This window comes from Streptomyces sp. NPDC048696, from assembly GCF_043198895.1.
Lineage (GTDB): Bacteria > Actinomycetota > Actinomycetes > Streptomycetales > Streptomycetaceae > Streptomyces.
Genome location: NZ_JBICVJ010000005.1, coordinates 479,506 through 502,985, shown reverse-complemented (window position 1 = coordinate 502,985; position 23,480 = coordinate 479,506). Strand labels below are relative to the sequence as shown.

Annotated in this window: 21 protein-coding genes; 11 read left to right on the top strand and 10 right to left on the bottom strand. The window is 72.7% G+C overall.

Annotated features, from left to right (window positions below):
• Window positions 1-9: 9 nt before the first annotated feature.
• Entirely contained in the window at window positions 10-390 is a 381-nt protein-coding gene (locus ACGFRG_RS13770; protein WP_361431380.1) for a VOC family protein, read from the bottom strand.
• Between the two features lie 272 nt (window positions 391-662).
• Here ACGFRG_RS13770 and ACGFRG_RS13765 point away from each other — a divergent pair, with 272 nt between their 5' ends.
• The gene (locus tag ACGFRG_RS13765) at window positions 663-2,045 is read left to right on the top strand and encodes a PAS domain-containing protein (protein ID WP_393263714.1); all 1,383 of its coding nucleotides are present in this window, start codon (window positions 663-665) and stop codon (window positions 2,043-2,045) included.
• Window positions 2,046-2,192: 147 nt separating this feature from the next.
• On the opposite strand, the gene ACGFRG_RS13760 is transcribed toward ACGFRG_RS13765, so the two are convergent.
• Window positions 2,193-2,948, bottom strand: a complete 756-nt coding sequence (locus ACGFRG_RS13760; RefSeq protein WP_361431386.1) for an SIS domain-containing protein — start codon at window positions 2,946-2,948, stop codon at window positions 2,193-2,195.
• Between the two features lie 161 nt (window positions 2,949-3,109).
• Between ACGFRG_RS13760 and ACGFRG_RS13755 the strand changes: the two genes are divergently transcribed.
• Both ACGFRG_RS13755 and ACGFRG_RS13750 read left to right on the top strand, forming a co-directional pair.
• A complete protein-coding gene (locus ACGFRG_RS13755; protein ID WP_361431387.1) occupies window positions 3,110-3,802 on the top strand; it encodes a metal-dependent transcriptional regulator in 693 nt (230 codons plus the stop codon).
• A gap of 638 nt (window positions 3,803-4,440) precedes the next feature.
• Entirely contained in the window at window positions 4,441-5,322 is an 882-nt protein-coding gene (locus ACGFRG_RS13750) for an alpha/beta hydrolase (RefSeq protein ID WP_361431389.1), read from the top strand.
• A gap of 40 nt (window positions 5,323-5,362) precedes the next feature.
• Here the strand turns inward: ACGFRG_RS13750 and ACGFRG_RS13745 are convergent, their stop codons facing one another.
• The 4 genes from ACGFRG_RS13745 to ACGFRG_RS13730 form a co-directional block, all read right to left on the bottom strand.
• Window positions 5,363-6,202 carry a polysaccharide deacetylase family protein gene (locus ACGFRG_RS13745; protein ID WP_393263712.1) on the bottom strand — a complete coding sequence of 280 codons (840 nt, stop codon included), beginning with the start codon at window positions 6,200-6,202 and terminating at the stop codon, window positions 5,363-5,365.
• Between the two features lie 104 nt (window positions 6,203-6,306).
• Window positions 6,307-7,932, bottom strand: coding sequence for a transporter (locus ACGFRG_RS13740; protein ID WP_361431392.1), 1,626 nt, complete (start codon window positions 7,930-7,932; stop codon window positions 6,307-6,309).
• Window positions 7,929-8,756, bottom strand: coding sequence for an ABC transporter ATP-binding protein (locus tag ACGFRG_RS13735; protein WP_361431461.1), 828 nt, complete (start codon window positions 8,754-8,756; stop codon window positions 7,929-7,931). Before ACGFRG_RS13735 ends, ACGFRG_RS13740 begins: the two co-directional genes overlap by 4 nt.
• Before the next feature lie 55 nt (window positions 8,757-8,811).
• Complete coding sequence (locus ACGFRG_RS13730) at window positions 8,812-9,489, bottom strand: bifunctional DNA primase/polymerase (RefSeq protein WP_361431395.1); 678 nt, start codon at window positions 9,487-9,489, stop codon at window positions 8,812-8,814.
• Between the two features lie 327 nt (window positions 9,490-9,816).
• On the opposite strand from ACGFRG_RS13730, the gene ACGFRG_RS13725 reads away from it, so the two are divergent.
• Together ACGFRG_RS13725 and ACGFRG_RS13720 are read left to right on the top strand one after the other, a co-directional pair.
• Window positions 9,817-11,199, top strand: a complete 1,383-nt coding sequence (locus ACGFRG_RS13725; protein ID WP_361431398.1) for a transcriptional regulator — start codon at window positions 9,817-9,819, stop codon at window positions 11,197-11,199.
• A gap of 193 nt (window positions 11,200-11,392) precedes the next feature.
• The gene (locus ACGFRG_RS13720; protein WP_393263709.1) at window positions 11,393-12,964 is read left to right on the top strand and encodes a hypothetical protein; all 1,572 of its coding nucleotides are present in this window, start codon (window positions 11,393-11,395) and stop codon (window positions 12,962-12,964) included.
• Window positions 12,965-13,102: 138 nt separating this feature from the next.
• On the opposite strand, the gene ACGFRG_RS13715 is transcribed toward ACGFRG_RS13720, so the two are convergent.
• Window positions 13,103-14,440 (bottom strand): ABC transporter substrate-binding protein, encoded by a 1,338-nt coding sequence (locus ACGFRG_RS13715; protein WP_361431403.1) that lies wholly within the window; start codon window positions 14,438-14,440, stop codon window positions 13,103-13,105.
• Between the two features lie 182 nt (window positions 14,441-14,622).
• Here ACGFRG_RS13715 and ACGFRG_RS13710 point away from each other — a divergent pair, with 182 nt between their 5' ends.
• Together ACGFRG_RS13710 and purU are read left to right on the top strand one after the other, a co-directional pair.
• Window positions 14,623-15,060 carry a hypothetical protein gene (locus tag ACGFRG_RS13710; RefSeq protein WP_393263707.1) on the top strand — a complete coding sequence of 146 codons (438 nt, stop codon included), beginning with the start codon at window positions 14,623-14,625 and terminating at the stop codon, window positions 15,058-15,060.
• Window positions 15,061-15,170: 110 nt separating this feature from the next.
• The gene (gene purU / locus ACGFRG_RS13705) at window positions 15,171-16,022 is read left to right on the top strand and encodes a formyltetrahydrofolate deformylase (protein WP_361431405.1); all 852 of its coding nucleotides are present in this window, start codon (window positions 15,171-15,173) and stop codon (window positions 16,020-16,022) included.
• 4 nt (window positions 16,023-16,026) lie between these two features.
• Here purU and ACGFRG_RS13700 read toward each other — a convergent pair whose 3' ends face one another.
• Together ACGFRG_RS13700 and ACGFRG_RS13695 are read right to left on the bottom strand one after the other, a co-directional pair.
• The gene (locus ACGFRG_RS13700) at window positions 16,027-17,178 is read right to left on the bottom strand and encodes a zf-HC2 domain-containing protein (RefSeq protein ID WP_393263777.1); all 1,152 of its coding nucleotides are present in this window, start codon (window positions 17,176-17,178) and stop codon (window positions 16,027-16,029) included.
• Window positions 17,179-17,285: 107 nt separating this feature from the next.
• Window positions 17,286-17,867, bottom strand: a complete 582-nt coding sequence (locus ACGFRG_RS13695; protein ID WP_361431411.1) for a sigma factor — start codon at window positions 17,865-17,867, stop codon at window positions 17,286-17,288.
• Between the two features lie 230 nt (window positions 17,868-18,097).
• Between ACGFRG_RS13695 and ACGFRG_RS13690 the strand changes: the two genes are divergently transcribed.
• Entirely contained in the window at window positions 18,098-18,472 is a 375-nt protein-coding gene (locus ACGFRG_RS13690; protein WP_361431414.1) for an STAS domain-containing protein, read from the top strand.
• Between the two features lie 200 nt (window positions 18,473-18,672).
• On the opposite strand, the gene ACGFRG_RS13685 is transcribed toward ACGFRG_RS13690, so the two are convergent.
• Complete coding sequence (locus tag ACGFRG_RS13685) at window positions 18,673-20,211, bottom strand: AMP-binding protein (protein WP_393263704.1); 1,539 nt, start codon at window positions 20,209-20,211, stop codon at window positions 18,673-18,675.
• A gap of 161 nt (window positions 20,212-20,372) precedes the next feature.
• Between ACGFRG_RS13685 and ACGFRG_RS13680 the strand changes: the two genes are divergently transcribed.
• The 3 genes from ACGFRG_RS13680 (at window position 20,373) to ACGFRG_RS13670 (ending at window position 23,355) form a co-directional block, all read left to right on the top strand.
• Window positions 20,373-21,506, top strand: coding sequence for an acyl-CoA dehydrogenase family protein (locus ACGFRG_RS13680; RefSeq protein WP_393263702.1), 1,134 nt, complete (start codon window positions 20,373-20,375; stop codon window positions 21,504-21,506).
• Complete coding sequence (locus ACGFRG_RS13675) at window positions 21,506-22,390, top strand: acyl-CoA dehydrogenase family protein (protein WP_393263700.1); 885 nt, start codon at window positions 21,506-21,508, stop codon at window positions 22,388-22,390. Before ACGFRG_RS13680 ends, ACGFRG_RS13675 begins: the two co-directional genes overlap by 1 nt.
• A gap of 449 nt (window positions 22,391-22,839) precedes the next feature.
• On the top strand, window positions 22,840-23,355 hold the full coding sequence (locus tag ACGFRG_RS13670; RefSeq protein WP_361431425.1) for an ATP-binding protein: 516 nt from the start codon (window positions 22,840-22,842) through the stop codon (window positions 23,353-23,355).
• Window positions 23,356-23,480 lie beyond the last annotated feature (125 nt).

Below are 23,480 nucleotides of genomic sequence, written 5' to 3'. Positions count from 1 at the left end.
TACGGGCGCCTACCGGGTGCCCGCCCGTTCCGCCGCGCTGCGCTCCACGCAGAACTCGTTGCCCTCCAGGTCGGCCATCGTGACCCAGCCCGTGCCGTCGGGGCGGCGGTGGTCGCCGGCGATGGTGGCGCCGAGCGCGAGCAGGCGGGCGACCTCCTCGTCGCGGGTGCGGTCCTCGGGCTGGACGTCGAGGTGGACGCGGTTCTTGACCGACTTGGTGTCCGGGACCGTGACGAAGAGCAGGGCCGTGGACCCGGCCGTCACCAGGGCCTCGGGGTCGCCGGGGAAGTCCTCGTCGGAGAGGCTGCCGTCGAGGACCGCGGCCCAGAACGTGGCCAGGCGGTACGCGTCGGTGCAGTCGAACGTCACATGGCGTATCAGAGAGGTCATGGGCGTCACTATGTGCGCGGCGGACGGGTCTGGAAAGACGTTTGTTTCCGGCCTTCCAGGCGATCAACGGGCTCGGCCGGACGGGGAGGTGCGCGGGCGTGCGAAACGCCCTGGGCGTGGGCACGTGAATCGTTTCCGCGACGGAAAACGATCCCTCCCGTGAAGTGATTTCCCCGAACTCGGTGTGGGATGCGTCACGTTCCAGTTGAATGATCTGACGCGCGTCGGTGCGTCGGTGTGACGCGGCGACACGTCCTGCAGGGGGTGCCAGGATGAGTGCTTCCCGGAGCGAGACCACCAACGCACTCGGTCCCGACGAACCGGACCGGGAGGGCGGCGGCCCCGGCGGCCCGCCGACGGCCGAACCCGAGCACGGCGGCGATCTGCTCGCCGCGCTGCTCGACGGCATGGACGCCGCGCTGTGCGCGTTCGACGCGGGCGGCGCGGTGACGCACTGGAACCGCGAGGCCGAGCGGATCCTCGGCTGGAGCGCCGAGGAGGCGGTCGGGCGGCAGGGTTTCGCCGGGTGGGCGGTGCGGGCCGCGGACGCCGGTGAGGTGGAGGGGCGGCTGATGGCCGCCATGGACGCGCCGGGCCGCCAGGTGCACGAGTTCGCGCTGCTGAAGAAGGACGGCGGGCGCGTTCTCGTACGGACGCAGTCGGCCGGGGTGCGCGGCGGGGACGGCAAACCGGCCGGGGTGTACTGCGCGTTCAGCGAGGTGCACGCGCAGATCGACCTGGAGCGCTCGATCGCGCTGAGCGAGGCGCTGTTCGAGGACGGGTCCTGGGGTGTGGTCCTGGTCGATGTGGACCTGCGGCCCACCGTCGTCAACGCGTACGCGGCGCGCGCGCTCGGGACCGGGCGGGTCACGGTGCTGGGGCGGCCGCTGGGCGAGCTGATCGTGCGGGGCGTCGAGGAGCTGGAGGGCGCGCTGCACCATGTGCTGTCGGAGGGCGCGCCGACGTCGCCGACGGAGTTGTGGGTGACGCTGCGGACGGCCGAGGGCGAGCGGCGGCGCTGCTGGCGAAGCGGGTTCCTGCGGCTCGCCTCGCCGCTGGCGGAGGAGCCGGTGCCGCTCGGGGTGGCGTGGCTGTTCCAGGACGTCACGGACGCGAAGCTCGCCGAGCAGGAGTCGGACCGGCTGCGGTTCCGCTGGAACCAGCTGTACCGGGCGTCGCGCGCGGCGGCGGAGTGCGAGGACCCGGTGGAGGCGGCGACGTCGTATCTGGACTTCGCGCTCGCGGGCTTCGCGGATCACGCGCTGCTCGATCTGGTGGTGGGCGAGGACCGGCTGCTGCGGATGGCGGCGTCCCCGGCGAACGAGCCGGGCCCGGTCGCGCAGGTGGCGGGCGGCGGCATCCCGGTCGGGTACGCGCCGGGCCACCCGGCCCTGCAGTCGCTCGACCGGGTCGGTTCGGTGCGGGCGAGCGGGGGCGCGGGGGCGGCGTCCTGGGCGCGGGAGCGCCAGTGGCCGCCGGACGCCTGCCACGCGCTGTGCACGGTCCTGCGCAGCCGGGGCCGCACGCTGGGGGTCCTCACGTTCCTGCGCGGCCCGATCCGCCCGGCCTTCGAACGTCCGGACGCCGTGTACGCGGAGACGCTGGCGGTACGGGTGGCGGTGTCGCTGGACCTGGGGGAGGCGCTGGGGGGCTGAGCGGCGGGTCACCGGTGGCGGGGGCCGGCGTCGGCCCTGCGGGCCCGGTCGCAGAGGCGGTCCGCCGGGTTGAGTCCTTCGGCCCCGCCGAGAGGTGGTCCGTCGGGCCGAGCCCCTCCGTCCCCACCCTGTGGACGGCCCGGCAGGCTACGGCCGGAAGAAGATCCGGTCCCGGTACTCCGCCATGACCCGCCCGTTCCACTCGTGCCCGCCGTCCACGTTCCCCGACCGCAGCAGCGGCGGCTCGATGCCGCGTTCGGCCAGGGACTCGGCGGCGGCCGCCATCACCGCCTGCATCAGCGCGCTGGTGACCACGGTCGAGGCGGGTCCGAACGGGGCCTCGACGCCCTCGTGGGTGAGCTCCGCGTCCCCGATCGCGATCTTGCTGTCGAGGACGATGTCGCAGTGGTCGCGCAGGAACGTGCCGGAGACGTGCCGCGACTTCGTGCCCTCGGCGTACGCCACCGACGTGACGCCGATGACCTTGAGCCCCAGGGCGCGCGCGTTCACGGCCATCTCGACCGGCAGCGCGTTGCGGCCGGACAGGGAGATGATCACGACGACGTCGCCGGGCCGGGCGGGGCTGGAGTCCAGGACCGCGCTCGCCAGGCCGTCGACGCGCTCCAGGGCGGAGCCGAGGGTCGCGGGCATGACGTCGACGCCGACGGTGCCGGGCACCGCGAGCAGGTTCATCAGGGCGAGTCCGCCGGCCCGGTAGACGACGTCCTGGGCGGGCAGCGAGGAGTGGCCCGCGCCGAAGGCGAAGAGGCGGCCGCCCGAGGCGACCGCGTCGGCGATCGCGGTCCCGGCGGCGGCGATGTTCCCGGCCTCCTCGTCCCGTACCCGCTGGAGCAGCCCGATGGCGGCGTCGAAGAACTGACCGGCCAGTTTGCTCTCGCTCATCGCTGGGCCCTTTCCGGTGGCGGGAGTGTCCGTGCCGCGGATCACGTTGCGGTCTGGACCATTCCCCTGTCAATACGGCGCTCCCCGGGAACGGGACGGTTGTCAGTGCTATGCGTCAGAATTGGGGCAGGGCCAGCGCACGAAATATCCGAGGGGCACGTATGTCCGGACTGATCGATACGACGGAGATGTATCTCCGCACCATCCTCGAACTTGAGGAAGAGGGTGTGGTCCCCATGCGCGCCCGGATCGCCGAGCGTCTCGACCAGAGCGGGCCGACGGTGAGCCAGACGGTCGCGCGCATGGAGCGCGACGGCCTGGTCCAGGTCGCCGGGGACCGGCATCTGGAGCTGACCGACGAGGGCCGCCGCCTGGCGACCCGGGTGATGCGCAAGCACCGCCTCGCCGAGTGCCTGCTCGTCGACGTGATCGGCCTGGAGTGGGAGCAGGTGCACGCCGAGGCCTGCCGCTGGGAGCACGTGATGAGCGAGGCGGTCGAGCGCCGCGTCCTGGAGTTGCTGCGCCACCCGACCGAGTCGCCGTACGGCAACCCGATCCCGGGCCTGGAGGAGCTGGGCGAGAAGGCCGAGGCCGACGCGTTCCTGGAGGACGGGATCATCAGCCTGAACGAGCTGGAGGCGACGGCCGACGGCATGACCGTGGTCGTGCGCCGGATCGGCGAGCCGATCCAGACGGACGCGCAGCTGATGTACACGCTGCGCCGCGCGGGCGTGCAGCCGGGCGCCGTGGTCAGCGTGACCGCGTCCCCGGGCGGCGTCCTGGTCGGCAGCAGCGGCGAGGCGGCCGAGCTGGGCGCGGACGTGGCGGCGCACGTCTTCGTGGCCAAGCGGTAGGCCGCGAGGGGTACGTGGCCGGGGTCGTGGGCCGCGTACGTACGTGATCGAGCGGTGGGGCGCGTACGACAAGCCGTGTGCGTCGGGCGGGGCCGGGGAGTGATTCCCGGCCCCGCCCCCGTTTCCCCTGGGGCGCAAGGGAGTTGAGTAGGTGTCCGGTCCTGGGCGCGTGCCCACGATTTCCGGTCGGAACGGCAGCGGTCGGGCGGATCGCGTGCCAGGCTGTCTTGAGGCATATGACCTGAAGGGTGTACGGCCGGGGAGGTGAGGGGATCGTGCGGCTCATCCCGGCTGCTCCTGTCTTCGGCGGGTGCGCGCGGGGCCCGGAAGCAGAAGGCCCGAACACGCAGAGCCGTGACGCAGAGGGCCCCGGCGCCCTGCGGCGCCGGGGCCTGCCCTCCCCGGTGCTGACCCGGAGCCCCGAGCTCTCGGGGTCAGCCCCCTCGGGTCGGCCGTCCGGTTTCCCGATGGCCGCCCGCCTCCCGCAGAAGATCTCCCCTCGGCGCGGGCCGTCAATCCTTGAGTCCGGTCACTCGAACGAGGGGTGTTGCGCGAGAGACGCCAGTTTTCGAATAGAGGTTCGATACCCTGCCGTGAACTGACCTCGGAGCTCGGGGCTGAAGGGGGTGCCAGGACACATGGTGCGACGCATCGACGTGACGGGATCCGATGGCGTACGCCTCGCTGCCTGGGAGTTCGCGGACCCGCCCAAGGGCCTCCGGGAGTCCGACCGGGCGCCCGGGGTGCTGCTGCTCCACGGGCTGATGGGCCGCGCGGCGCACTGGGCGGCCACGGCCCGCTGGCTCGCCGAGCGGCACCGCGCCATCGCCCTCGACCAGCGCGGCCACGGCCGCAGTGACAAGCCCGCCGAAGGCCCCTTCACGCGCGAGGCGTACGTGGCGGACGCCGAGGCCGCGATCGAACAGTTGAGCCTGGCCCCCGTCACCCTCGTCGGCCACTCCATGGGCGCCCTCACCGCCTGGCAGCTCGCGGCGAAGCGCCCCGATCTCGTACGGGCCCTGGTCATCTGCGACATGCGCGCCTCGTCGCTCGGCGCGGCCTCCCAGCGCGAGTGGGAGGACTGGTTCAAGTCCTGGCCGGTCCCGTTCGCGACGCTCGCGGACGTACGCAAGTGGTTCGGCGAGGACGATCCCTGGGTCGAGCGGCCCACTCCCGCCCGGGGCGACTTCTTCGCCGAGGTGATGGCCGAGCGCGCCGACGGCTGGCGCCCCCTCTTCTCCCGCCGCCAGATGCTGCGCACCCGCGCGACCTGGGTGTACGACGCGCACTGGGAGGAGCTGGCGCAGGTGCGCTGCCCGGCGCTCGTGGTGCGCGGCCTGGACGGCGAGCTCGGCCGGGCCGAGGCCCAGGAGATGGTCCGGGTGCTGCCGCTCGGGCAGTACGCGGAGGTGGCCGACGCCGGCCATCTCGTCCACTACGACCGGCCGGAGGGCTGGCGCGAGGTGGTCGAGCCGTTCCTGGAGGAGACGGCCGGGCACCCGGTCCCGTCGTCGCCCTGAACAGCCGCCGGGCGTAGGGCGGTCGGCGCCCGGCGCGACGTCAGCTGTGCGGCTTGGGCGCGGGTGTCGCCCACACCGGGTACTGCTCGCCCGGCTGCATGTTCTCGTACAGCTGGGGGACCGTCACCAGGGTGTAGCCCGCGGCGCGCAGGCCCGTGATGATCCCGGGCACGGCGGGCACGGTCCACGGCAGGACGTCGTGCAGCAGGACCACGCCGTTGCGCCGGGCCCGCTCCAGGACGAGTTTGCGTACGAGCTCGGTGGTGCGGTTGTGGTAGTCCGTCGCGGTCACGTTCCACAGGATCTGGGAGAGCCCGAGCGCGCGGGTGGCGCCGGTGACGCGGGTGTCGGTGAGGCCCTTGGGCGGCCGCATCAGTGTGGGCTTGTGGCCGGTCAGCTGCTGGATCACCGACTGCGTGCGGCTCAGCTGGCGCAGCACCTCGGCCTCGGGCAGCCCGGTCAGGACCGGGTGCGTCCAGGTGTGGTTGCCGATCACATGGCCCTGGGCGGCGATCCGCCGTACGAGATCGGGATAGGTGTGCACGGGCTTGTCGCCGACCAGGAAGAACGTCGCCCGCACGCCTTCCTTGCCGAGTATGTCGAGCAGCGAGGCCGTGTACGGGCCGGGCCCGTCGTCGAAGGTGAGCGCGATGCACTTGGCCGCGCGGCACAGCGGGGTGTACGGCAGCGGGCCCGGGCCCTGGGCTTCGGCCCGGTCGTGGAAGGCGGGGCTCTCGTCGCCCTCGTGCACATGCTGTGCGGCGTCGGCCTTCGGCGCGTCCGCGACCCGCTCGCCGGTGGCGCAGCCCACGCCGAACAGCAGTATGGAGGCGGCCAGCCCGGCGATCAGGGCTCTCGGGGACAGTCGATACGCGGTCACACAAAAGATCTACCCAGGCTCGTCCCGGCGCGCATGCGGACGTCACCCGGCGGAGTGACCGGGGGCCCCGCCGGGCCACGAAGGCGGCCCGGCGGGGACGGGCGTCAGCCCCGGCTGACCGCGAGCAGGATCTCCGGCAGCCGCTTCGCCGTGCGCGGCGCGGCCGCGCGCAGCCCGGCGTACGCGATGAGCACCCCGTAGAGCGCACCGGCCGGCAGCAGCGTCCACAGGGCGCCGCGCTGGGAGACATGCACCCAGATCGTCAGGGCGATCATCGGCAGGCAGAGCAGACCGCTGGTGATCATGCCGCCCATGATGGCGAGGAAGGCGATGCCGCCCTGGCCGGGCGCCACGTTCTTGCGGCTGTCCTGGGGGATCGAGTACGGGAACGTCGCCGAGGCGAACGCGCCCGTCGCCAGCATCGCGCCGAGCAGCGCGAAGGAGAGCCCCAGCGCCTCCGGGAACGCGTCCCACCGGCCGGTCAGCGAGCCCGTCACCACCGCGACAAGGACCGTGTACGGGGCGGTCACCAGGAGGATCGCCAGGGCGCGGGCCCGCAGTTCCAGATAGGCGTCCCGGGAGCCCGAGATCGTCTGCACGACCATCCAGAACGCCGAGGTGTCCTGGCCGAACTGGTTGTACATCTGCGCGCCCAGCATGAACGCGCCGAAGGTGGCGAAGTACACCGAGCCGTGGCCCTGGAGGGCGTTGAAGACCGGCACGATGAGGCCGATGGCGAGCGAGGTGATCCAGGACGCCTTGGTCTTGGGGTCGCGCCACACGTACCGCAGGGTGCGCAGCATGACGGTGCCCGTGCGGTTCTGCGGCAGCAGTCCGGCGAGACCCGGCCGGGACTCCTTGCGGGCGGCGTCCGGCCGCAGCGTGGAGCCGTCCGGGGTCGTCATCAGCTGGGTGAGCGAGCGCTGCCAGGCGTACAGCAGGGCGGCCAACGCGGCGGCGGTGAGCAGGAGTTGGAGCGCCATCCGGCCGTACGCGCCCTGGCTCGCCGAGTCCACCGCGCCGATCGCGGCGGCCGGCGGCACCCAGCGGACGACCTTCGCGGCCGGGTCGAGCGCGGAGAGGCCGCCGGAGTCGCCGAGCTTCTGCATGCCGAAGTTGACGAACTGGAAGCCCACCGCGATCACCAGGCCGCTGAGCACCGCGAGGTCGCGGCCCTTGCGGGAGGTGAGCAGCCGGGTGTTGGCCGCCGCCACCGTCCGCGCGAGCGCCACGCACACCAGGATCGTCAGCGGCACGGCGAGGACCGCGACGACCGCGGCGGCCGCGCTGTGCGCGACCGCGATGCCCGAGCCGAGGGTGAGACAGAGCGTGAACAGCGGCCCGATGCCGACCAGGGAGGCTGCCAGCAGCGCCACGATCAGCGGGCGCGGCCGCAGCGGCAGCATCACCAGGCGGGTCGCGTCCAGGGTCTCGTCGCCGCTGGGGAAGAACAGCGGCATCACCGTCCAGGCGAGCGCGAGGACGGCGGTGGCGAGCACGGCGACCGTGCCCGCGTGGGCGTTGCCGCGCAGCGCGAGCAGGCCGATCAGCTGGAGGGCCGCGAAGAGCAGCGCGAGCACGGCCGAGACGATGTAGGCGGTGCGGCGCCCGCCGGACTGCCGCAGCCCGTTCTTGAGCAGCGAGAGTTTGAGCCGTACGAAGACGGGGGTGAGCGGGACCGTGCCCACGGGAGCGGCCGTCGCCGGGGTGGTCGTTGCCGGGGCGCTCATCGGGCCGCACCGCCGCCGAGCCAGTCGAGCGCGTCGCCGGCGTTCGAGCTGCCCGCGCCCACGAGTTCGAGGAAAGCGTTCTGCAGGGAGTCGGCGCCGCCCCGCACCTCGGCGAGCGTGCCCTGCGCGCGGATGCGTCCGGCGGCCATCACCGCGACCCACTCGCACAGCGACTCCACGAGCTCCATGACGTGGCTGGAGAAGACGACGGTGGCGCCGGAGGCGGTGTAGCGCTCCAGGACGCGGCGGATCGTGGCGGCCGAGACCGGGTCGACGCCCTCGAACGGCTCGTCCAGGAACAGCACTTCGGGGTTGTGCAGCAGGGCCGCCGCGAGCCCGATCTTCTTGCGCATGCCGGTCGAGTAGTCCACGACGAGCTTGTGCTGGGCGCCCGCCAGGTCCAGGACGTCGAGGAGCTGGGTGGCCCGCTTGTCGACCTCGGCGCCGGGCAGCCCGCGCAGCCGCCCGGTGTACGCGAGCAGTTCGCGTCCCGAGAGGCGCTCGAAGAGCCGCAGCCCCTCCGGCAGCACGCCGATCCGGGCCTTCACGGCGACGGGGTCCCGCCACACGTCGTGGCCGCCGATCTCGACGCTGCCCATGTCGGGCCTGAGCAGCCCGGTCACCATCGACAGCGTGGTGGTCTTGCCGGCTCCGTTGGGCCCCACGAGGCCGATGAACTTCCCCGCCGGGAGCTCCAGATCGATCCCGGCCACGGCGATCTGCTCGCCGAAACGCTTCCACAGGCCCCGTACCCGGACAGCGGGCGGCGCGCCCGGTACACCGCCCGCGGTGGCGGAAGAGTCACCGAATGTCTGGTTCGGCATGGTGCTGCCTTTCGTCCCCGTCCGTACGTCTGTCCGTACGGCCACGGGGACCAGCCTACGAGTGGCGCACCCGGGCGGCGGCGGCCTCGCGCCCACAGGCGTAGGCAAGCGGACTGATCAGTTCCTCCGCGTCCGGCAGCCAGCGGTTGGCCGGGGTGGGGCGCCGCGCCCACTGGACCGCGCCATGGCCGCCGACCCGGGTCGGCGGGGCCGCCACGTAGTGCCCCTCGCCCCGGGTGATCAGGTCGATCGAGGCCGCCGTCCAGCCGAGCTTGCGCACCAGGTCGGGGACCTTCACCCCGGCTCCGGGCAGCACGAAGAAGAGCATCCGGCGGTCGGGGGTGCAGGTGACCGGGCCGAGGGTGAGCTCCATCCGCTCCATCCGGGCCAGCGCCAGGAACCCGGCCGACTCGGGGACGTCGATCGCGTCGAAGGTCCGTCCGGTGGGCAGCAGGATCGACGCCTTCGGCTGCTTCGACCACAGCCGGCGCGCGGCGACGGCGCTCCCGGTGGCCTGGGTCGCCCAGTCCGGCCGGGACGGGTGCGCCCCCGGCGACGGGCAGGCGGCGTCGCCGCACGAGCAGCGCTCGACGCCTTCGGCCGCCTCCAGCCAGGTGCCGGGGAACACGTCCCAGTGCCGCTCTTCCGCGTACCGCACCGCGCTGTCGAGGAGCTGGTCGCCGCGCTGCTTGGGGATCTGTGCGGCTTCCGTGCCTGTGATGGTCTCTTCCACGCAGAACTCAACTACCACCACCACCTCGGGTTACGGGCGCGCGGCGGGCGGCGCAGGAGCATCGATCCTGCATCCGGGGCGCATGGGTGCATGGACGGGGGCGCGCGCGAGGTCGCACCTCTCGTCGCGGGTAGGCACATGCGGGGGGATCCCACAGAAACAAGGCAATGCCACAGAAGTACGACGGCTCGTCCACTCATGCGACAAGTCGTCCGATTTCCCGTGCATTTCCGGGTTCCATCGCTTTCCTTCGGTTCCTTCGCATTCTCTGCCTTTTCGCAGGGCAGTGATCACGGGAGTGATCAACTGCCGCTTCAGGGGGTTCACATGGCAGCCAGGCCTCTAGTCGCCCGCCAGCCCAATGAACGGCTGCAGGCGCTCATCCAGGAAGCCGGGTGCTCCAACGCGGGTCTCGCCCGGCGCGTCAACATGGTCGGCGCCGAACGCGGGCTCGACCTTCGCTACGACAAGACATCGGTGGCGCGCTGGCTCCGTGGCCAGCAGCCCAGGGGACGGGCGCCGGGGATCATCGCCGAGGCGCTCGGGCGCAAGCTCGGGCGGACGGTGACGATCGACGAGATCGGCATGGCCAACGGCAAGAACCTGGCGACGGGGGTGGGCCTGCAGTTCTCGCCCACCGTCCTCGGCGCCATCGAGCAGGTCTGCGAGCTGTGGCGCAGCGACGTGGGCCGCCGCGACTTCCTGACCGGCTCCACGGTCGCCGCCTCCGCGCTGGTCGAGCCGAGCCGCGACTGGCTGATCACCGGGGCCGACGCGCAGGTCGCGCGGAGCGCCGGGCAGCGGGTCGGGGTCGCGGACGTCGACGCGGTACGGGCGATGACCGAGGCGCTGGTCGAGCTCGACCACCGGTTCGGCTCCGGGCATGTGCGCCCGGTCGTCGTGCACTACCTCAACAGCGTGGTCTCCGGGCTGCTCGCGGGCTCCTACCGCGAGACGGTCGGGCGCCAGCTGTTCGCGGCGGTCGCGCGGCTCACCGAGCTCGCCGGCTACATGGCCGTCGACACCGGCCAGCCGGGCCTGGCCCAGCGCTACTACATCCAGGCCCTGCGGCTCGCCCAGGCGGCCGGGGACCGCGGCTACGGCGGTTACGTGCTCGCCGCCTCCATGAGCCACCTCGCGGCGCAGCTGGGCAACCCGCGCGAGATCGCCCAGCTGGCCCGGGCCGCCCAGGAGGGATCCCGGGGCCGGGTCACCCCGCGCGCGGAGGCGATGTTCTTCGCCGCCGAGGCACGCGGGCACGCGCTCCTCGGCGACGCGCGCACCTGCCAGACCGTGGCCGGGCGGGCGCTCGCGGCGATGGAGGCGGCGTCGGCGGACTCCGGCGACGACCCGTCCTGGATCGCCCACTTCGACCACGCCTACCTCTCCGACGAACTCGCGCACTGCCACCGCGACCTCGGCCAGCCCGAGGCCGCGGCACGGCGGGCCGAGGAGTCGCTGGCGGGCCACCCCGAGACCCGCGCCCGGCGCCGGGCGATCGGTCTTGTCCTGCTGGCCACCGCACAGGTGCAGCAGCGCGAGGTGGAACTGGCCTGCGCCACCGGCACGCGCGCGGTGGACCTGCTGGCCACCCTGCGCACCAACCGGGGCGCGGACTATCTGGACGACCTCCAGCAGCGCCTGGAGCCGTACGCGGACGAGCCCTCGGTACGGGAGTTCGGGGCGCGCCTGGAGATGCAGGCGGCGTGAGGCGGGGGCCGCGCCCCGAACGGGGCGCGGCTCGCGTCGATGTGAGCGGGGGCACAAGTCGGCATGGGGAGCGCGCCGGTGGGAACCGCGGGGAGCACGCCGGACGTCCCCGGACGGGTGGGCGTGGCACCCCGACGGGGGGACCCGGTAGCGTGACCCGACGTTCCGTAGATCCCACGCGTAGGAGTCCCCGGTGACGCAGAGCCGACAGGGTGACGAGCCACAGCTGCCCGCTGCACGGCCCGCACACGAGGGCGTCGTGCTGCCCGCCGAAGGATCCGCCCCCTGGCCCCCGGCCCCGCAGGCGGCCCCGCCCGCCGGGCAGTCCTGGGGCCAGCCGTGGGGCCCGGACCGGCCCGGGCAGGCCCCGGCGCCGCAGGGTCCGCCCGCGCAGGGACCGGCGACCGTCTGGGCCCAGCCGCTGCCCGCCGAGACCACGGACGCGACCCAGTACATCCCGCCCGTCCCGCACGCCGACAGCGGTTCGGAGGCGACGCAGTACCTGAGCCCGCCCCCGGCCGGCGCCTCGGAGGCGACCCAGTACATCGCGCCCCTGCCGCAGGCCGACAGCGGTTCGGAGGCGACGCAGTACATCGGCGCGCCCCCGGCCGGCGCCTCGGACGCCACGCAGTACATCGCCCCCGTCCCCGGCCCGGCCGGTGCCTCGGACGCGACGCGGTTCATCGAGCCCGTGCCCCCGGCCCCCGGCGGCGCGGAGGCCACCCAGTTCCTCGCGCCCGTGCCCGCCGCGCCCCCGGGCGCCCTGCCGCCGGAGGCCCCCGGCGGCGACGGGGCCACCCAGTACCTGCCGCCGGTCCCGGCCGCGTCGGCCGCCCCGCCGGTCCCCGCGCCCCCGCAGGACGCCCCGTACGGCATACGCCCGGGCGCGCCCGGGGAGCGGCAGCCGCCCGCCGAGTTCGACAGCCTCTTCCGCGCCGACGGGCCGCAGCAGCCCCAACGCGGCGGCGAGACCCAGCAGTTGGGCCGGTTCGGCACGTCTCCTTCGGTCCAGGTGCAGCCGCAGTCGCAGCCGCCGCACTTCCAGGCCCCGCCGTCGGCGCAGCAGTACCAGCAGCAGCCCCCGCCCGGCGACGCGTACGCGTACGACTCCTACGACGACGAGCCCCGGCGCCGCTCGCGCCTCGGCGTCATCGCCGCCGTCGGCGTCGGCCTCGCGGTCGTCGGACTCGGCGCCGGGTACCTCCTCAGCGGCGGTGGCGGCGACGACGGCAAGAAGGACGGCAACACCCCGATCGCCGCGACCACGCCGACCGCGGGCACCGACGGCGGTGCCAAGCCGGGCGACGACCCCGCCAAGGCGCAGGCCGTCGAGCTCGACAAGCTCCTGGCCGACAGCAACAACAGCCGCGACGCGGTCATCGGCGCGGTCTCCAACATCCGCAGCTGCGACAAGCTGGACGTCGCCGCGTCCACGCTGCGCGACGCCGCCAAGCAGCGCGGCGACCTGGTCACCCGGCTCCAGAAGGTGGCCGTCGACAAGCTGCCGAACAACGCCAAGCTCACCGCCCAGCTCACCAAGGCGTGGCAGGCGTCCGCCTCCGCCGACAACCACTACGCCGGCTGGGCCGACCAGAACGGCAAGGGCAAGGGCTGCAAGCACGGCCACTCCCGCCACACGGCGGAGGAGGCCCAGGGCGACCGCGCCAGCGGCGAGGCCACCATCGCCAAGCAGCAGGCGTCGGGCCTGTGGAACGCCATCGCGGGCAAGTACGGCCTGACGAAGCGCTCGTCGGCCCAGCTCTGAGGCTCCCTGCTCTGAGGCTTCCGGCGCTGAGGCTCCCTGCTCCGAGGCTTCCGGCTCCGAGGCTTCCGGCCGAAGCGCCGGGCCGCGAGGCTCCCGTCCGTACGGGCCGTCGCGGCCGACCCGTACGGACGGCGCGCGTCAGCTCCGGACCGACGCATCCTCCAGCGTGGCGCTCACATCCGTGAAGCCCTTCTTCGCGGCCACCAGGCGCCCGTCCCGCACCACCTGGAACGTCACGTCCCGGTTGACGATCCGGGGGAAGTCCGGCGCGGCCAGCATGTCCTCGAACTTCCACCGCAGCGTCGGCGTCAGCCCGCCCGTGTCCACGCTGACGCCCTTGTTGAGCGCGCGGATCAGGTCGTGCGCGGCGATGTCGTTCTGGTCCAGGGACTCGATGACCCTGTTGAGGACCGTGTAGGCGATCCAGGTCGTCTCGACGCCCGCGTCCGCCGCGTTGATCGTCTCGTCCCGGAACGCCTGTTCCCGGATGGCCTGCTTCATCGGCTCCCAGCGCGGGTCGCCCGCCTCCGGGTACCAGCCGGTGACGTACGCGCCCTCGAACGGGCCGTCCTTGCCGCCCGTACGGTCCACCAGCGGCTGGCCGACCGAGCCGAGCACCGAGGCGACCTGCACCTTCTGGTCGTCGCTCTCCACGCGCCGGAAGGAGTCGAAGAACGTCTCGGTGTGATCGCCGAGGACCGCCGTCACGCACCCCTTGCGCGCCCGGTCGGCGGCCGCCTTCTTGCCGATGCGGTCGGGCAGTGCGGGGTCCGCCCCGGCCTTCACGAGCGCGTCCTGGGCCTGCTGGGTGTAGTCGCCGGCGTCGTCGGCCGTGCGGATGTCGGCGGCCTGGCGGCGATGGCCGGGGGACAGCCCCTCGTTGAGGAGTTCGGGCAGCAGGTCGCCGGAGACGGTGTCGGGCCGCACCAGCGCCACCTTGTCGCACCACAGCGCCAACTGCTTGCCGCTGCCCGCCAGGAGCGTCGCCTGGCCGCCGTTGACGGGGTAGGAGAGCGCGCTGGAGAACTCCTCGTCGGAGACGCCGTAGCCGCCTATGTAGGGGATGCCGGCGGCTTCGAGCGGGGACATGAAGGCACGGCCGTACTGGCTGTAGGAGCCGACGACCGCGACCGCGTTCTCCTTGACGGCCTGGCGCGCGCACTCGGCGGCGCCGGTCGCGGTGTTCTGCTCGTTGCAGGTGACCACCTGGAGGCGGTGGCCGTCGATGCCGCCGCGCGCGTTGACCCAGCGCGCGTACGCCTTCGCCATGGACGGCATTCCGGGCATATTGGTCGCACGGGTGCCCTCGGGGGCCCAGGTCATCACGGTGACAGGCTCCCTGGAGCCCCCCGCGGCTCCAGGGAGTGCGCCACAGCCGGAGAACAGCGCGGCCCCGGCCGCCGTTGACGCGACGGCTAAGACGGCCGTCACGGACTTCCAGGGGCGGGAGGAGGAGGAGCTGCGCCATCCGGTCATGTCCCTGCACAATTCCGCCTCATGGGTAACGGCACAGTGGGCATTGGTCAACGCTGGGTGACGCGCAGGTGAATTACGGGGGCCTCGGGCGCCCCGAACAAGGGGAACGTACGATCGAACGCGTGCAGCAAGGTTCAGCCAGCTCTTCCCGTCGCGGCCGTCGCTCCTCCACCATGGGCGGCATGCCGTTGAATGACATGCCGTGGTGGCGCTGGCGCGCGAACGTGCGCTCCGCGCTGCACATGCTCTCCGACGAGTCCTTCCACCAGGACACCTGGCTGGCCGGGCGGGAGGGGTACGGGGACATCACCGACGCCGTCTACCGGCTGGTCGAGGACACCTGGCTGGACAACTGGTCGGCGGAGAAGTACGTCGGGACCGTCTTCCGCGACTCGGGCGAGGCCGCGCTGGTGGACGTCGCGGTGCTGCGGGTGCTGCGGATCATGCACCAGGTGGGGGCGGACGCGCCGATCTCGGCGTTCCTGGCCCACCACGCCTGGCCGGAGGCGGTCCGCGCGGCCCGCGAGGCGCATGTGCGGCTGGCGGTGAACGACGCGGACGACCCGGACGCGGCGCCCCGCTCGCTGGAGGTCCTGCGGATCCTGACGCGCTCGGCGTGAGCCGCCCGTCACGGACGTGGCGTACGCCTCGTACCTCGCGTACGTCCATGTACGGGTCCGCATCCTGAGCGGTGACCGGGGGGACCGGCCGCTTGTGGCATCCTGCCTGGATGACTGACCAGTACGTCCTCACGCTCTCCTGCCCGGACAAACAGGGCATCGTGCACGCCGTGTCGAGCTATCTCTTCATCACCGGCTGCAATATCGAGGACAGTCAGCAGTTCGGAGACCGCGACTCGGGTCTCTTCTTCATGCGCGTCCACTTCTCGGCCGAGGCTCCGGTGACGGTGGAGAAGCTGCGCGCCAGCTTCGCGGCCGTGGGCGACTCCTTCCAGATGGACTGGCAGATCCACCGCGCGGACGAGCGCATGCGGATCGTCCTGATGGTCTCCAAGTTCGGCCACTGCCTCAACGACCTGCTGTTCCGCTCGAAGATCGGCGCGCTGCCGGTGGAGATCGCGGCAGTGGTCTCCAACCACACCGACTTCGCCGAGCTGGTGTCCTCGTACGACATTCCCTTCCGCCACATTCCGGTGACGAAGGAGACGAAGGCGGCGGCCGAGGGCCAGCTGCTCGATCTCGTACGGGAGGAGCGCGTCGAGCTCGTCGTGCTCGCCCGCTATATGCAGGTCCTCTCGGACGACCTCTGCAAGCAGCTGAGCGGCCGGATCATCAACATCCACCACTCGTTCCTGCCGAGCTTCAAGGGCGCGAAGCCGTACCACCAGGCGCACGCGCGCGGGGTGAAGCTGATCGGTGCCACCGCGCACTATGTGACGGCGGACCTCGACGAGGGCCCGATCATCGAGCAGGAGGTCGAGCGGGTCGGCCACGAGGTCACCCCCGACCAGCTCGTGGCCATCGGCCGCGACGTGGAGTGCCAGGCGCTGGCGCGGGCCGTGAAGTGGCATGCGGAGCATCGGATCCTGCTCAACGGTCGGCGTACGGTCGTTTTCGCGTAGCGAACTACAGCCTGCTCAGTGACGCCGTCGCGAAAAGGACATCCCTGACCGCCTCCCGGTCGCCTCGGCGACCCACCGCCGCGTCATCCGGTGGGATGTGGCCTGCCGCCAGGCGGCAGAACTCCACGCCGTCCAGGGCGATATGGGCCACCGCGTGGTCGGGCGAGCCCTTGGCGGCGGGGGAGTCGAGCGCGATGAACCACTCGCCGCCGCCGGCGCCCTCGATCTCCAGGCGCAGCGAACGGCCCGGCGCTCCGGCCGACACCAGACCGCGCGCCGGAGCCGCTAGGCCCGCGCGGCGGCGGGCCGCCAGCGCGCTCGGCAGGATCCGCGCCGCCAGGTCGATCATCTTGTGCAGATGCGCCCCGGACGGCGGCTCGTACGGGTAGGCGACCGCGTCCGCGATATCGCCCGCGTGGATCCAGCACTCGAAGGCGCGGTCGAGGAACGCGTCCCGCAGCGGCAGGGCGAACTCGCCGTACGGGACGTCCAGTTCGGCCACGCCCCGGCCCGCGAACGACACCGTGCGGATCAGGGTGTGGCTGTGCTCGCGCCACGGCTCGCGCACCGCGCGCGTCAGCGGGAACCTGGTGGCGGTCCAGAACGCCTCGGTGCGCGCGGTCGGGCCGGCCGGCAGCGAGGCGCCCGCCGGGTCCTCCAGGCCGAGCGCGGCCGCGACCAGCCCGTCCACCGCCATCAGGTGCCCGATCACCCCGGCGACCGTCGTGCGGCGGCTCACCTGCCGCTCGTGCTCGAACCACTTCAGCCGCACCGGCGCGTGCCACTCCGCCTCGCCGAAGTCATTGAGCAGCGAGTCCAGGCGGGCGGTCTCCGCGTCGTACGGAGCGGCCCAGTCCGGCACCGGGATACGGGCCGGGCGGCGGCCCAGGCAGTTCTCCAGGACCCGGGAGCGCAGCAGCGGGTCCAGGTCGAGGCTGCGGTCGGTGTGCAGCAGCCCCACCGCGTCCCGCAGCCGCAGCGCCTCCTCCGCGCAGGGCGCGCACTCGGTGAGGTGCGCCTCGACGGCCTCGGTCTCCTCGGTCGAGCACGCGGCCAGCGCCCACGCCCCGAGCAGGGACTTGAGCACGGCGTGCGAGCGGACGACGGGCTCGGCCCGCACCGGCTCGGGGGCCCGCGTCGGCATCGGCTCGGGCATGGCCGGGGGCAGCTCCTCGATGTCGTCGGCCGCGCGGCGCGGTGGCGGTATGCGCGGCGTGCCGTTCTCGTCGTCGGGCAGCGCCGGTCCCTGCTCCACCGGCCCGTTCACCGGGCACGTCCGTAACCGGGCGGCGAGGCGCCCTCCGGCGGACGGGTGTTGGCGGTGGACAGCAGCTGGAGCCCGAGCCGCAGTCTGCGCCGGGCCTCGTCCTCGGTGATGGCGAGGTCGGCGGCGGCCTGCCGGTAGTCGCGGCGGCCGTGGTACGCGAGTTCGAGGGCCTGGCGCAGGGGTGCGGGCATCGACGTCACGATGTAGTCGGCGCGGGCGGCGGCCGAGGCGCGCAGGACCTTCGCCTCCAGCTCCTCGGCGGAGCCGCCGCCGCGCTCCGCGTACTGCGCCGCCTCGGACTGGCGCAGCCGCAGTACGGCCTGGCGCTGGGTGAGCTTGGCGACCCAGGACCGCATGGAACCCTGCTTGGGGTCGTACGCGTCCGGGTTCTCCCAGACGTAACCGAACACCTCGCGGGTGATCTGGTCGGCGGCGGACTCGTCACCGAGGACGCGGTGGGCCAGGCTGTGCACGAGCGAGGCGAACCGGTCGTACAGCTCGCCGAGCGCGGCCGCCTCGCCGCGCGCCAGTCGCTGCTGCATCCTGCGATCCCAGCGCGGTGGTGCGTCCTTCGCCATGCGGCTCCCCAACCGTGTGCCGTGTTGCCCGTTCCGTACCTTTTGTCCGTGCCCCTGTGCACTCGTGTCCCTTCGAATGTAGTGCGGGGGTCCGAAAGACGCGCTCGTTTGCGGCAAGTGCGCTCCCGAAAGGGCTGGTCGTGGTAGGGCGCGGGGGGTTTCGTACGGCCCCGGCCGGGCAGTCGCGCAAGGGACGGACGGGGGCCGACTGCACAGAGAGGTCCGGACGCGTGACGCTGATGGTGAACGAGACCGAGCAGGGCGGATGGGCCGTGGTGCGCGTGCGCGGCGAACTGGACCTGGTGACGGCGCCGCAGGTACGCCAGGCCGTGCACCAGGCGGTGGCGGCGGGCCGCCGCGACCTGGTCCTGGACCTGTCCGGAGTGCTCTTCTGCGACTCCAGCGGCGTCGGCGTCCTCATCGCCTCCCGCCGCCTGATCCGCTCCTGCCAGGGCAGGCTCCGCCTGATCCTCCCGGCCAGGGGAGCGGTGGACGGCTCCCACGTGAACCGAGTCCTGGCGGCCCTGGGCGTCCGCCGCCTGTTCGAGGTGTACGGCGACGTGGAGGCAGCGGCGACAGACGAGGCCGAACCACTGTCGGCGTGAGGCGACGCCGGGGTTCGCTTACGTCGAGGGTCACCCACGCTTTCAGGGGCGCGGGACTGTGTCGATTTGCGGCTCCGCCGCGTGGCCGCGAGCAACCCAGGACGGCCCGCACGCGAAGACGAGACATCAGCCCCATACCCCCAGGGGCGCGGGGAACTGCGCGACCAGCCACACACAACCCGCACCCGGCACACAACCCGTCACCCCCCAAACCGCTCCCGCAACTCATACTTCAACACCTTCCGCAACGCGGCATTACGCGGCAACGCATCCACCACCTCCAACTGCTCCGGCAACTTGTGCGTGGCCAGCCCCTCCCCCCGCAAAAACGCCACGACCCCGGCGAGGGTCAACCCCGAAGCCCCCGCACGCAGTTCGACAACCGCACACACCCGCTCCCCCCGAGAGGGATCCGGCACCCCCACCACCGCCACATCCCCCACCCCCGGATGCCGATGCAGCAAATCCTCGATCTCCTTCGCGGAGATGTTCTCGCCCTTGCGGATGATGACGTCCTTAAGCCGCCCCGTAAGCACGAGATGCCCGCTCGCGGTCAGATGGCCAAGATCCCCGGTCATCAAGAACCCGTCCGCGTCGAACGCGGAAGCGTGATGCGAAGGATCCAGATACCCCCGGCACACCGCCTCCCCCCGCAACCGCACCTCCCCGTCCACGATCCGTATCTCCATCCCCTCCGGCGGCCGCCCCTCCGTCGTCGCCAGATCCTCCGCCGTGTCGTCCGGCGACCCCATCGTGATCATCGGCACCTCGGTCATCCCGTACCCATGGGCCAGCCGGCACCCCAACTCCCGTACCACCGCGTGGTAGATCTCCGGCGGCTTCGGCGCACCCCCACCCGCGAGCAGCCGCAACGTGGGAATGATCGGCACCCCCGGCCGCTTGCGCTGCTCGGCGAGGAACATCGAGTAGAACGCGGTCGACCCGCCCGCGATGGTCACACCGTGCCGACGGTACGAGTCCAGCGCGTCCGGCAGCGCGAAGTGCTCGAACAGGACGGCGGGAAAGCCGTAGAGGAGCAGCATCACGGTGTAGTCGGGCCCGCCGATATGGGCGTACGGGAACGCCACCGAGCCGACGTCCGAGGCCGACGGCCGCAGCGCGTGCGCCAGACACGACCCGCCCGCGAGCAGCGAACGGTCGGTGTGCAGCACACCCTTGGGCGCGGACGTGGTCCCCGAGGTCCAGTAGATCCAGCGCACCGACGTGCCGGAGGCGGGCGGCGGCGGCAGCACGGCCGGATCGCCGTCCGGCAGCACGTCGTACGCCGGGAACACCCCCCGCGCCCCCAGCCGCCGCGCCATCGCGGCATGGTCGAACCCGCGCCACACGCCCGGCACCGCGAAGAACTCCGCCCCCGACTCCCGTAGCGCGAACCCCACTTCACGGTCCCGGTAGAAGGGGATGACGGGTGACTGCACGGCCCCGAGCCGGGCCAGCGCGAACGACAGCAGCACGGTCTCGATCCGGGTCGGCAGCTGCCACGCCACCACGGTCCCGGCCCGCACCCCCATCCCGTACAGCCCGGCCGCCACCCGCTCACCCCGCTCGCGCAGCCCGCCGAAGGTCAGGACGCGGTTGCCCCGGAGGTCGTCCTGGAGGCCGTCCTGGAGGAATACGGGACGGTCGGGGGTGAGGGCGGCGCGGCGCTCGACGAGCTCCCAGAGCGTGCGGGAGGCGCCGAGCTCGTGTGCGGTGTCGACGTGTGCGGTGTCGGTCATCGCCGTTCTCCTCGTTTCCCGGAAACGTGGACCTCGTAACTGACGGATCGTCAGATCGTGCCGAGAGCGTAGGCCCGCACCGCTTGTCGGTCCATAGGCGCGCGGCTAGCCTGGTATCTGACGGTCCATCAGGTAGCGGACGAGCCCATGAGGGGGCGCCGGTGAACCTCACGTACAGCGCCGAGGACGAGGAGTTCCGGGCCCGTCTGAAGGACTGGCTCGCGGCCGTGCTGCCGGGGCTGCCGGACCGGCCGGACCCCTCGGACTGGCCCGGGCGGCGCGCGTACGACACCGGCTGGCAGCGGACGCTGTACGACGCCGGGTACGCGGACGTGCACTGGGACGCCTCGCCCACCCGGCGGCTGATCTTCCTGGAGGAGACCGAGCGGGCCGGGGCGCCCTATGTCGGCGCGAACTTCGTGGGGCTGCTGCACGCGGGCCCCACCATCGCGGCCGAGGGCACCCCCGAGCAGCGGGCGCGGTGGCTGGCGCCGGTGCTGCGCGGGGACGAGGTGTGGTGCCAGGGGTTCAGCGAGCCGGACGCGGGCTCGGACCTGGCGTCGCTGCGCACGCGCGCGGTGCGGGACGGGGACGCGTACGTGGTGACCGGCGCCAAGATCTGGACCTCCCACGCGGAGGTCGCCGACTGGTGCGAACTGCTCGTACGGACCGACCCGGACGCGCCCAGGCACCGGGGCATCACCTGGCTCGCCCTGCCGATGGACGCGCCCGGCGTGACCGTGCGTCCGCTGCGCACCCTCGCCGGGTCGGCCGAGTTCGCCGAGGTGTTCCTCGATGAGGTGCGCGTTCCGCTCGCCAACCGGGTCGGCGCCGAGAACGACGGCTGGCGGGTGACCATGGTGACGCTGTCGTACGAGCGGGGCACGGCCTTCGTCGGCGAGGTCGTCGCCTGCCGCCGGGTGCTCACGGAGATCGCCGCCGAGGCGCGCAAGAACGGCAGCTGGGACGACCCGGTGATCCGCCGCCGACTGGGCCGCATGTACGCGGAGTTCGGCGCGCTCTGGCGGCTGATCCAGTGGAACGTCAGCGAGTCCGAGCGTATCGGCGGCGCCCCCGGCGTCGGCGGCTCGGTCTTCAAACTCCGCTACTCACACGCGCGCCAGGACCTGTACGAAGCCGCCGCCGCCGTCCTCGGCCCCGACGCGCTCGACCTGGACCGCCCGTGGAGCCTGGAGCGTCTGTCCTCCCTCTCGTACACCATCGCCGCCGGCACCTCGCAGATCCAGCGGAACATCGTCGCCGAGCGGATCCTCGGCCTGCCGAAGGGGCGCTGATGGACTTCCAACTCACGGACGAACAGCGGGCCTTGAGGTCGGGGTTGCGCGCGCTCCTCGCCCGGCGGTTCGACCGCGAGGCGCTGCGTGGCGCCGTCGACGGGGGCGGCCTCGACCGGGGGCTGTGGCGGGCGCTCGGCGAGGCCGGGTTCTTCGCGCTGCGGCTGCCGGAGGAGGACGGCGGGGTCGGTCTCGGGCTGCCCGAGGCCGTACTGCTCTTCGAGGAGGCCGGACGGGCACTGCTGCCCGGGCCGCTGATCGCCACGCATCTGGCGGCGGGGGCCGTCGAAGGTGCGGCGGAGGGCGAGACGGTGGTGGCCGCGCTCGACGGGGTCCTGGTGGAGTGGCTGGCGGAGGCCGACGTCGTACGGGGAGACGCGGCCGGTGCCGAGCCCGTCCGCTCGGCCGACCCGCTCACCCCCCTGCACCGACTGGCGGGCGAGGGCGCTGGCGGCAGCACGGAGAGCGCGTTGCTCACCGCCGCCGAACAGCTCGGCAGCGCGGGCCGCACCACCGAGATGGCGGTCCAACACGCCCGGGAGCGCGAGCAGTTCGGGCAGCCCATCGGCGCGTTCCAGGCCGTCAAGCATCTGTGCGCGCAGATGCTGGTCCGTACGGAGGTCGCGCGCGCGGCCGTCTACGCCGCCGCCGTCACCGGGGATCCGGTGGAGACCGTGGGCGCCAAGCTGCTCGCCGACGAGGCGGCCGTGGAGTGCGCGCGCGACTGCCTTCAGGTGTACGGCGGGATGGGCTTCACCTGGGAGGCGGACGTCCATCTGCATCTGAAGCGGGCGTGGGTGCGGCGCGAGCGATGGCCTCCCACGGCGCTCGCGCTCGAACTTCAGGCGCGGGCGCTGGAGGAGTCGGCGACCGGGGTCGGGTAGGACGGAACGGCGTGTCTCGCGGGACGCCCCGGATGGCGAACCGGCGTGTCTCGTAAGGCGATACGGTGTGTCTCGTAAGGCGTCCGGAAGCGCTGATACACGCGGTCGTGGCCGGAGTCTGACGGAGCATTGGCCGAAGGGTGATGGATCGTCACCGAGCGTCGATATCGGGTTGTGTCCTTCAAGGGACTCGTCACAGCCCGGAGTCGGGGCCGCCCTCGGGTACCCTCCGTTGGGTGCGATCCCCCAGGCATCCAGCGTGCCCTTGTTCGACCCCCCGCAATGTGCGTCGCACAGTATGCACCACGCGTACTCCTTCGCGCTGGAATATGCCCGAAGCGCTTGTTGCGGTGACTGTACGTCAACCATGCTGTCTCGTACGGAAATCACGTTCTGTGAGCTTCACGAGGCGCGAGGCGATGTGTCCGCCGGTTCGGATGGTGTGAGCGGTGCAGGTGCTTCAGGTTCAGTTGGAGGTCGGAGCCGACCCCGCCGAGGTGGGGCGCGCTCGCAGATGGGCCCGCTCGCGGCTGGCCGGGTCCGGGATAAGGCTCGACGAGCCGCTCGCCGAGACCCTGATTCTGCTGATCTCGGAGCTCGTGACCAACGCCGTGGTGCACACCGGCTGTCCGGCCGTGCTGCGGATGCTCTTCGGTCCCGTCGGCGGGCCGGCCGACGGCGGAACCGTCCGCGTGGAGGTGGCCGACAGCAGCGCACGCGCGCCCAGGCCGCGCCACGCGGACGGGGACGACACCAACGGCCGCGGCCTGGAGCTGGTCGACGGCCTCGCCGACCGCTGGGGCTGGCAGCCGGAGGGCGCGGGCAAGTCGATCTGGTGCGAGGTGGACCGGGGCTGTGGCGCGGGGGGCGGCTGTGAGGCCGACCGGGGCGCGCCGGAGCTCGCGGGCGGGGCGTTCGAGCCGGGCGTGTATGAGCCGTCGTGCGCCGTCACAAATCGGGCGTAAGCGACAAAGCTTTCGCTAGGTGTTGACGCGTAGTGGTGCTCTGATCACCCTTGGATGAGCGATTCGTCGCGAGGGGACGCCGAGGGCATGGACTGGTCCATGTTCCGCTGCGGGTCGGTCCTGGT

Coding starts and splice junctions, on each gene's coding strand:
- ACGFRG_RS13770 (WP_361431380.1), bottom strand. CDS start 390: ATGACCTCTCTGATACGCCATGTGACGTTCGACTGCACCGACGCGTAC.
- ACGFRG_RS13765 (WP_393263714.1), top strand. CDS start 663: ATGAGTGCTTCCCGGAGCGAGACCACCAACGCACTCGGTCCCGACGAA.
- ACGFRG_RS13760 (WP_361431386.1), bottom strand. CDS start 2,948: ATGAGCGAGAGCAAACTGGCCGGTCAGTTCTTCGACGCCGCCATCGGG.
- ACGFRG_RS13755 (WP_361431387.1), top strand. CDS start 3,110: ATGTCCGGACTGATCGATACGACGGAGATGTATCTCCGCACCATCCTC.
- ACGFRG_RS13750 (WP_361431389.1), top strand. CDS start 4,441: ATGGTGCGACGCATCGACGTGACGGGATCCGATGGCGTACGCCTCGCT.
- ACGFRG_RS13740 (WP_361431392.1), bottom strand. CDS start 7,932: ATGAGCGCCCCGGCAACGACCACCCCGGCGACGGCCGCTCCCGTGGGC.
- ACGFRG_RS13735 (WP_361431461.1), bottom strand. CDS start 8,756: ATGCCGAACCAGACATTCGGTGACTCTTCCGCCACCGCGGGCGGTGTA.
- ACGFRG_RS13725 (WP_361431398.1), top strand. CDS start 9,817: ATGGCAGCCAGGCCTCTAGTCGCCCGCCAGCCCAATGAACGGCTGCAG.
- ACGFRG_RS13715 (WP_361431403.1), bottom strand. CDS start 14,440: ATGACCGGATGGCGCAGCTCCTCCTCCTCCCGCCCCTGGAAGTCCGTG.
- ACGFRG_RS13710 (WP_393263707.1), top strand. CDS start 14,623: ATGCCGTTGAATGACATGCCGTGGTGGCGCTGGCGCGCGAACGTGCGC.
- purU (WP_361431405.1), top strand. CDS start 15,171: ATGACTGACCAGTACGTCCTCACGCTCTCCTGCCCGGACAAACAGGGC.
- ACGFRG_RS13700 (WP_393263777.1), bottom strand. CDS start 17,178: ATGCCCGAGCCGATGCCGACGCGGGCCCCCGAGCCGGTGCGGGCCGAG.
- ACGFRG_RS13695 (WP_361431411.1), bottom strand. CDS start 17,867: ATGGCGAAGGACGCACCACCGCGCTGGGATCGCAGGATGCAGCAGCGA.
- ACGFRG_RS13685 (WP_393263704.1), bottom strand. CDS start 20,211: ATGACCGACACCGCACACGTCGACACCGCACACGAGCTCGGCGCCTCC.
- ACGFRG_RS13675 (WP_393263700.1), top strand. CDS start 21,506: ATGGACTTCCAACTCACGGACGAACAGCGGGCCTTGAGGTCGGGGTTG.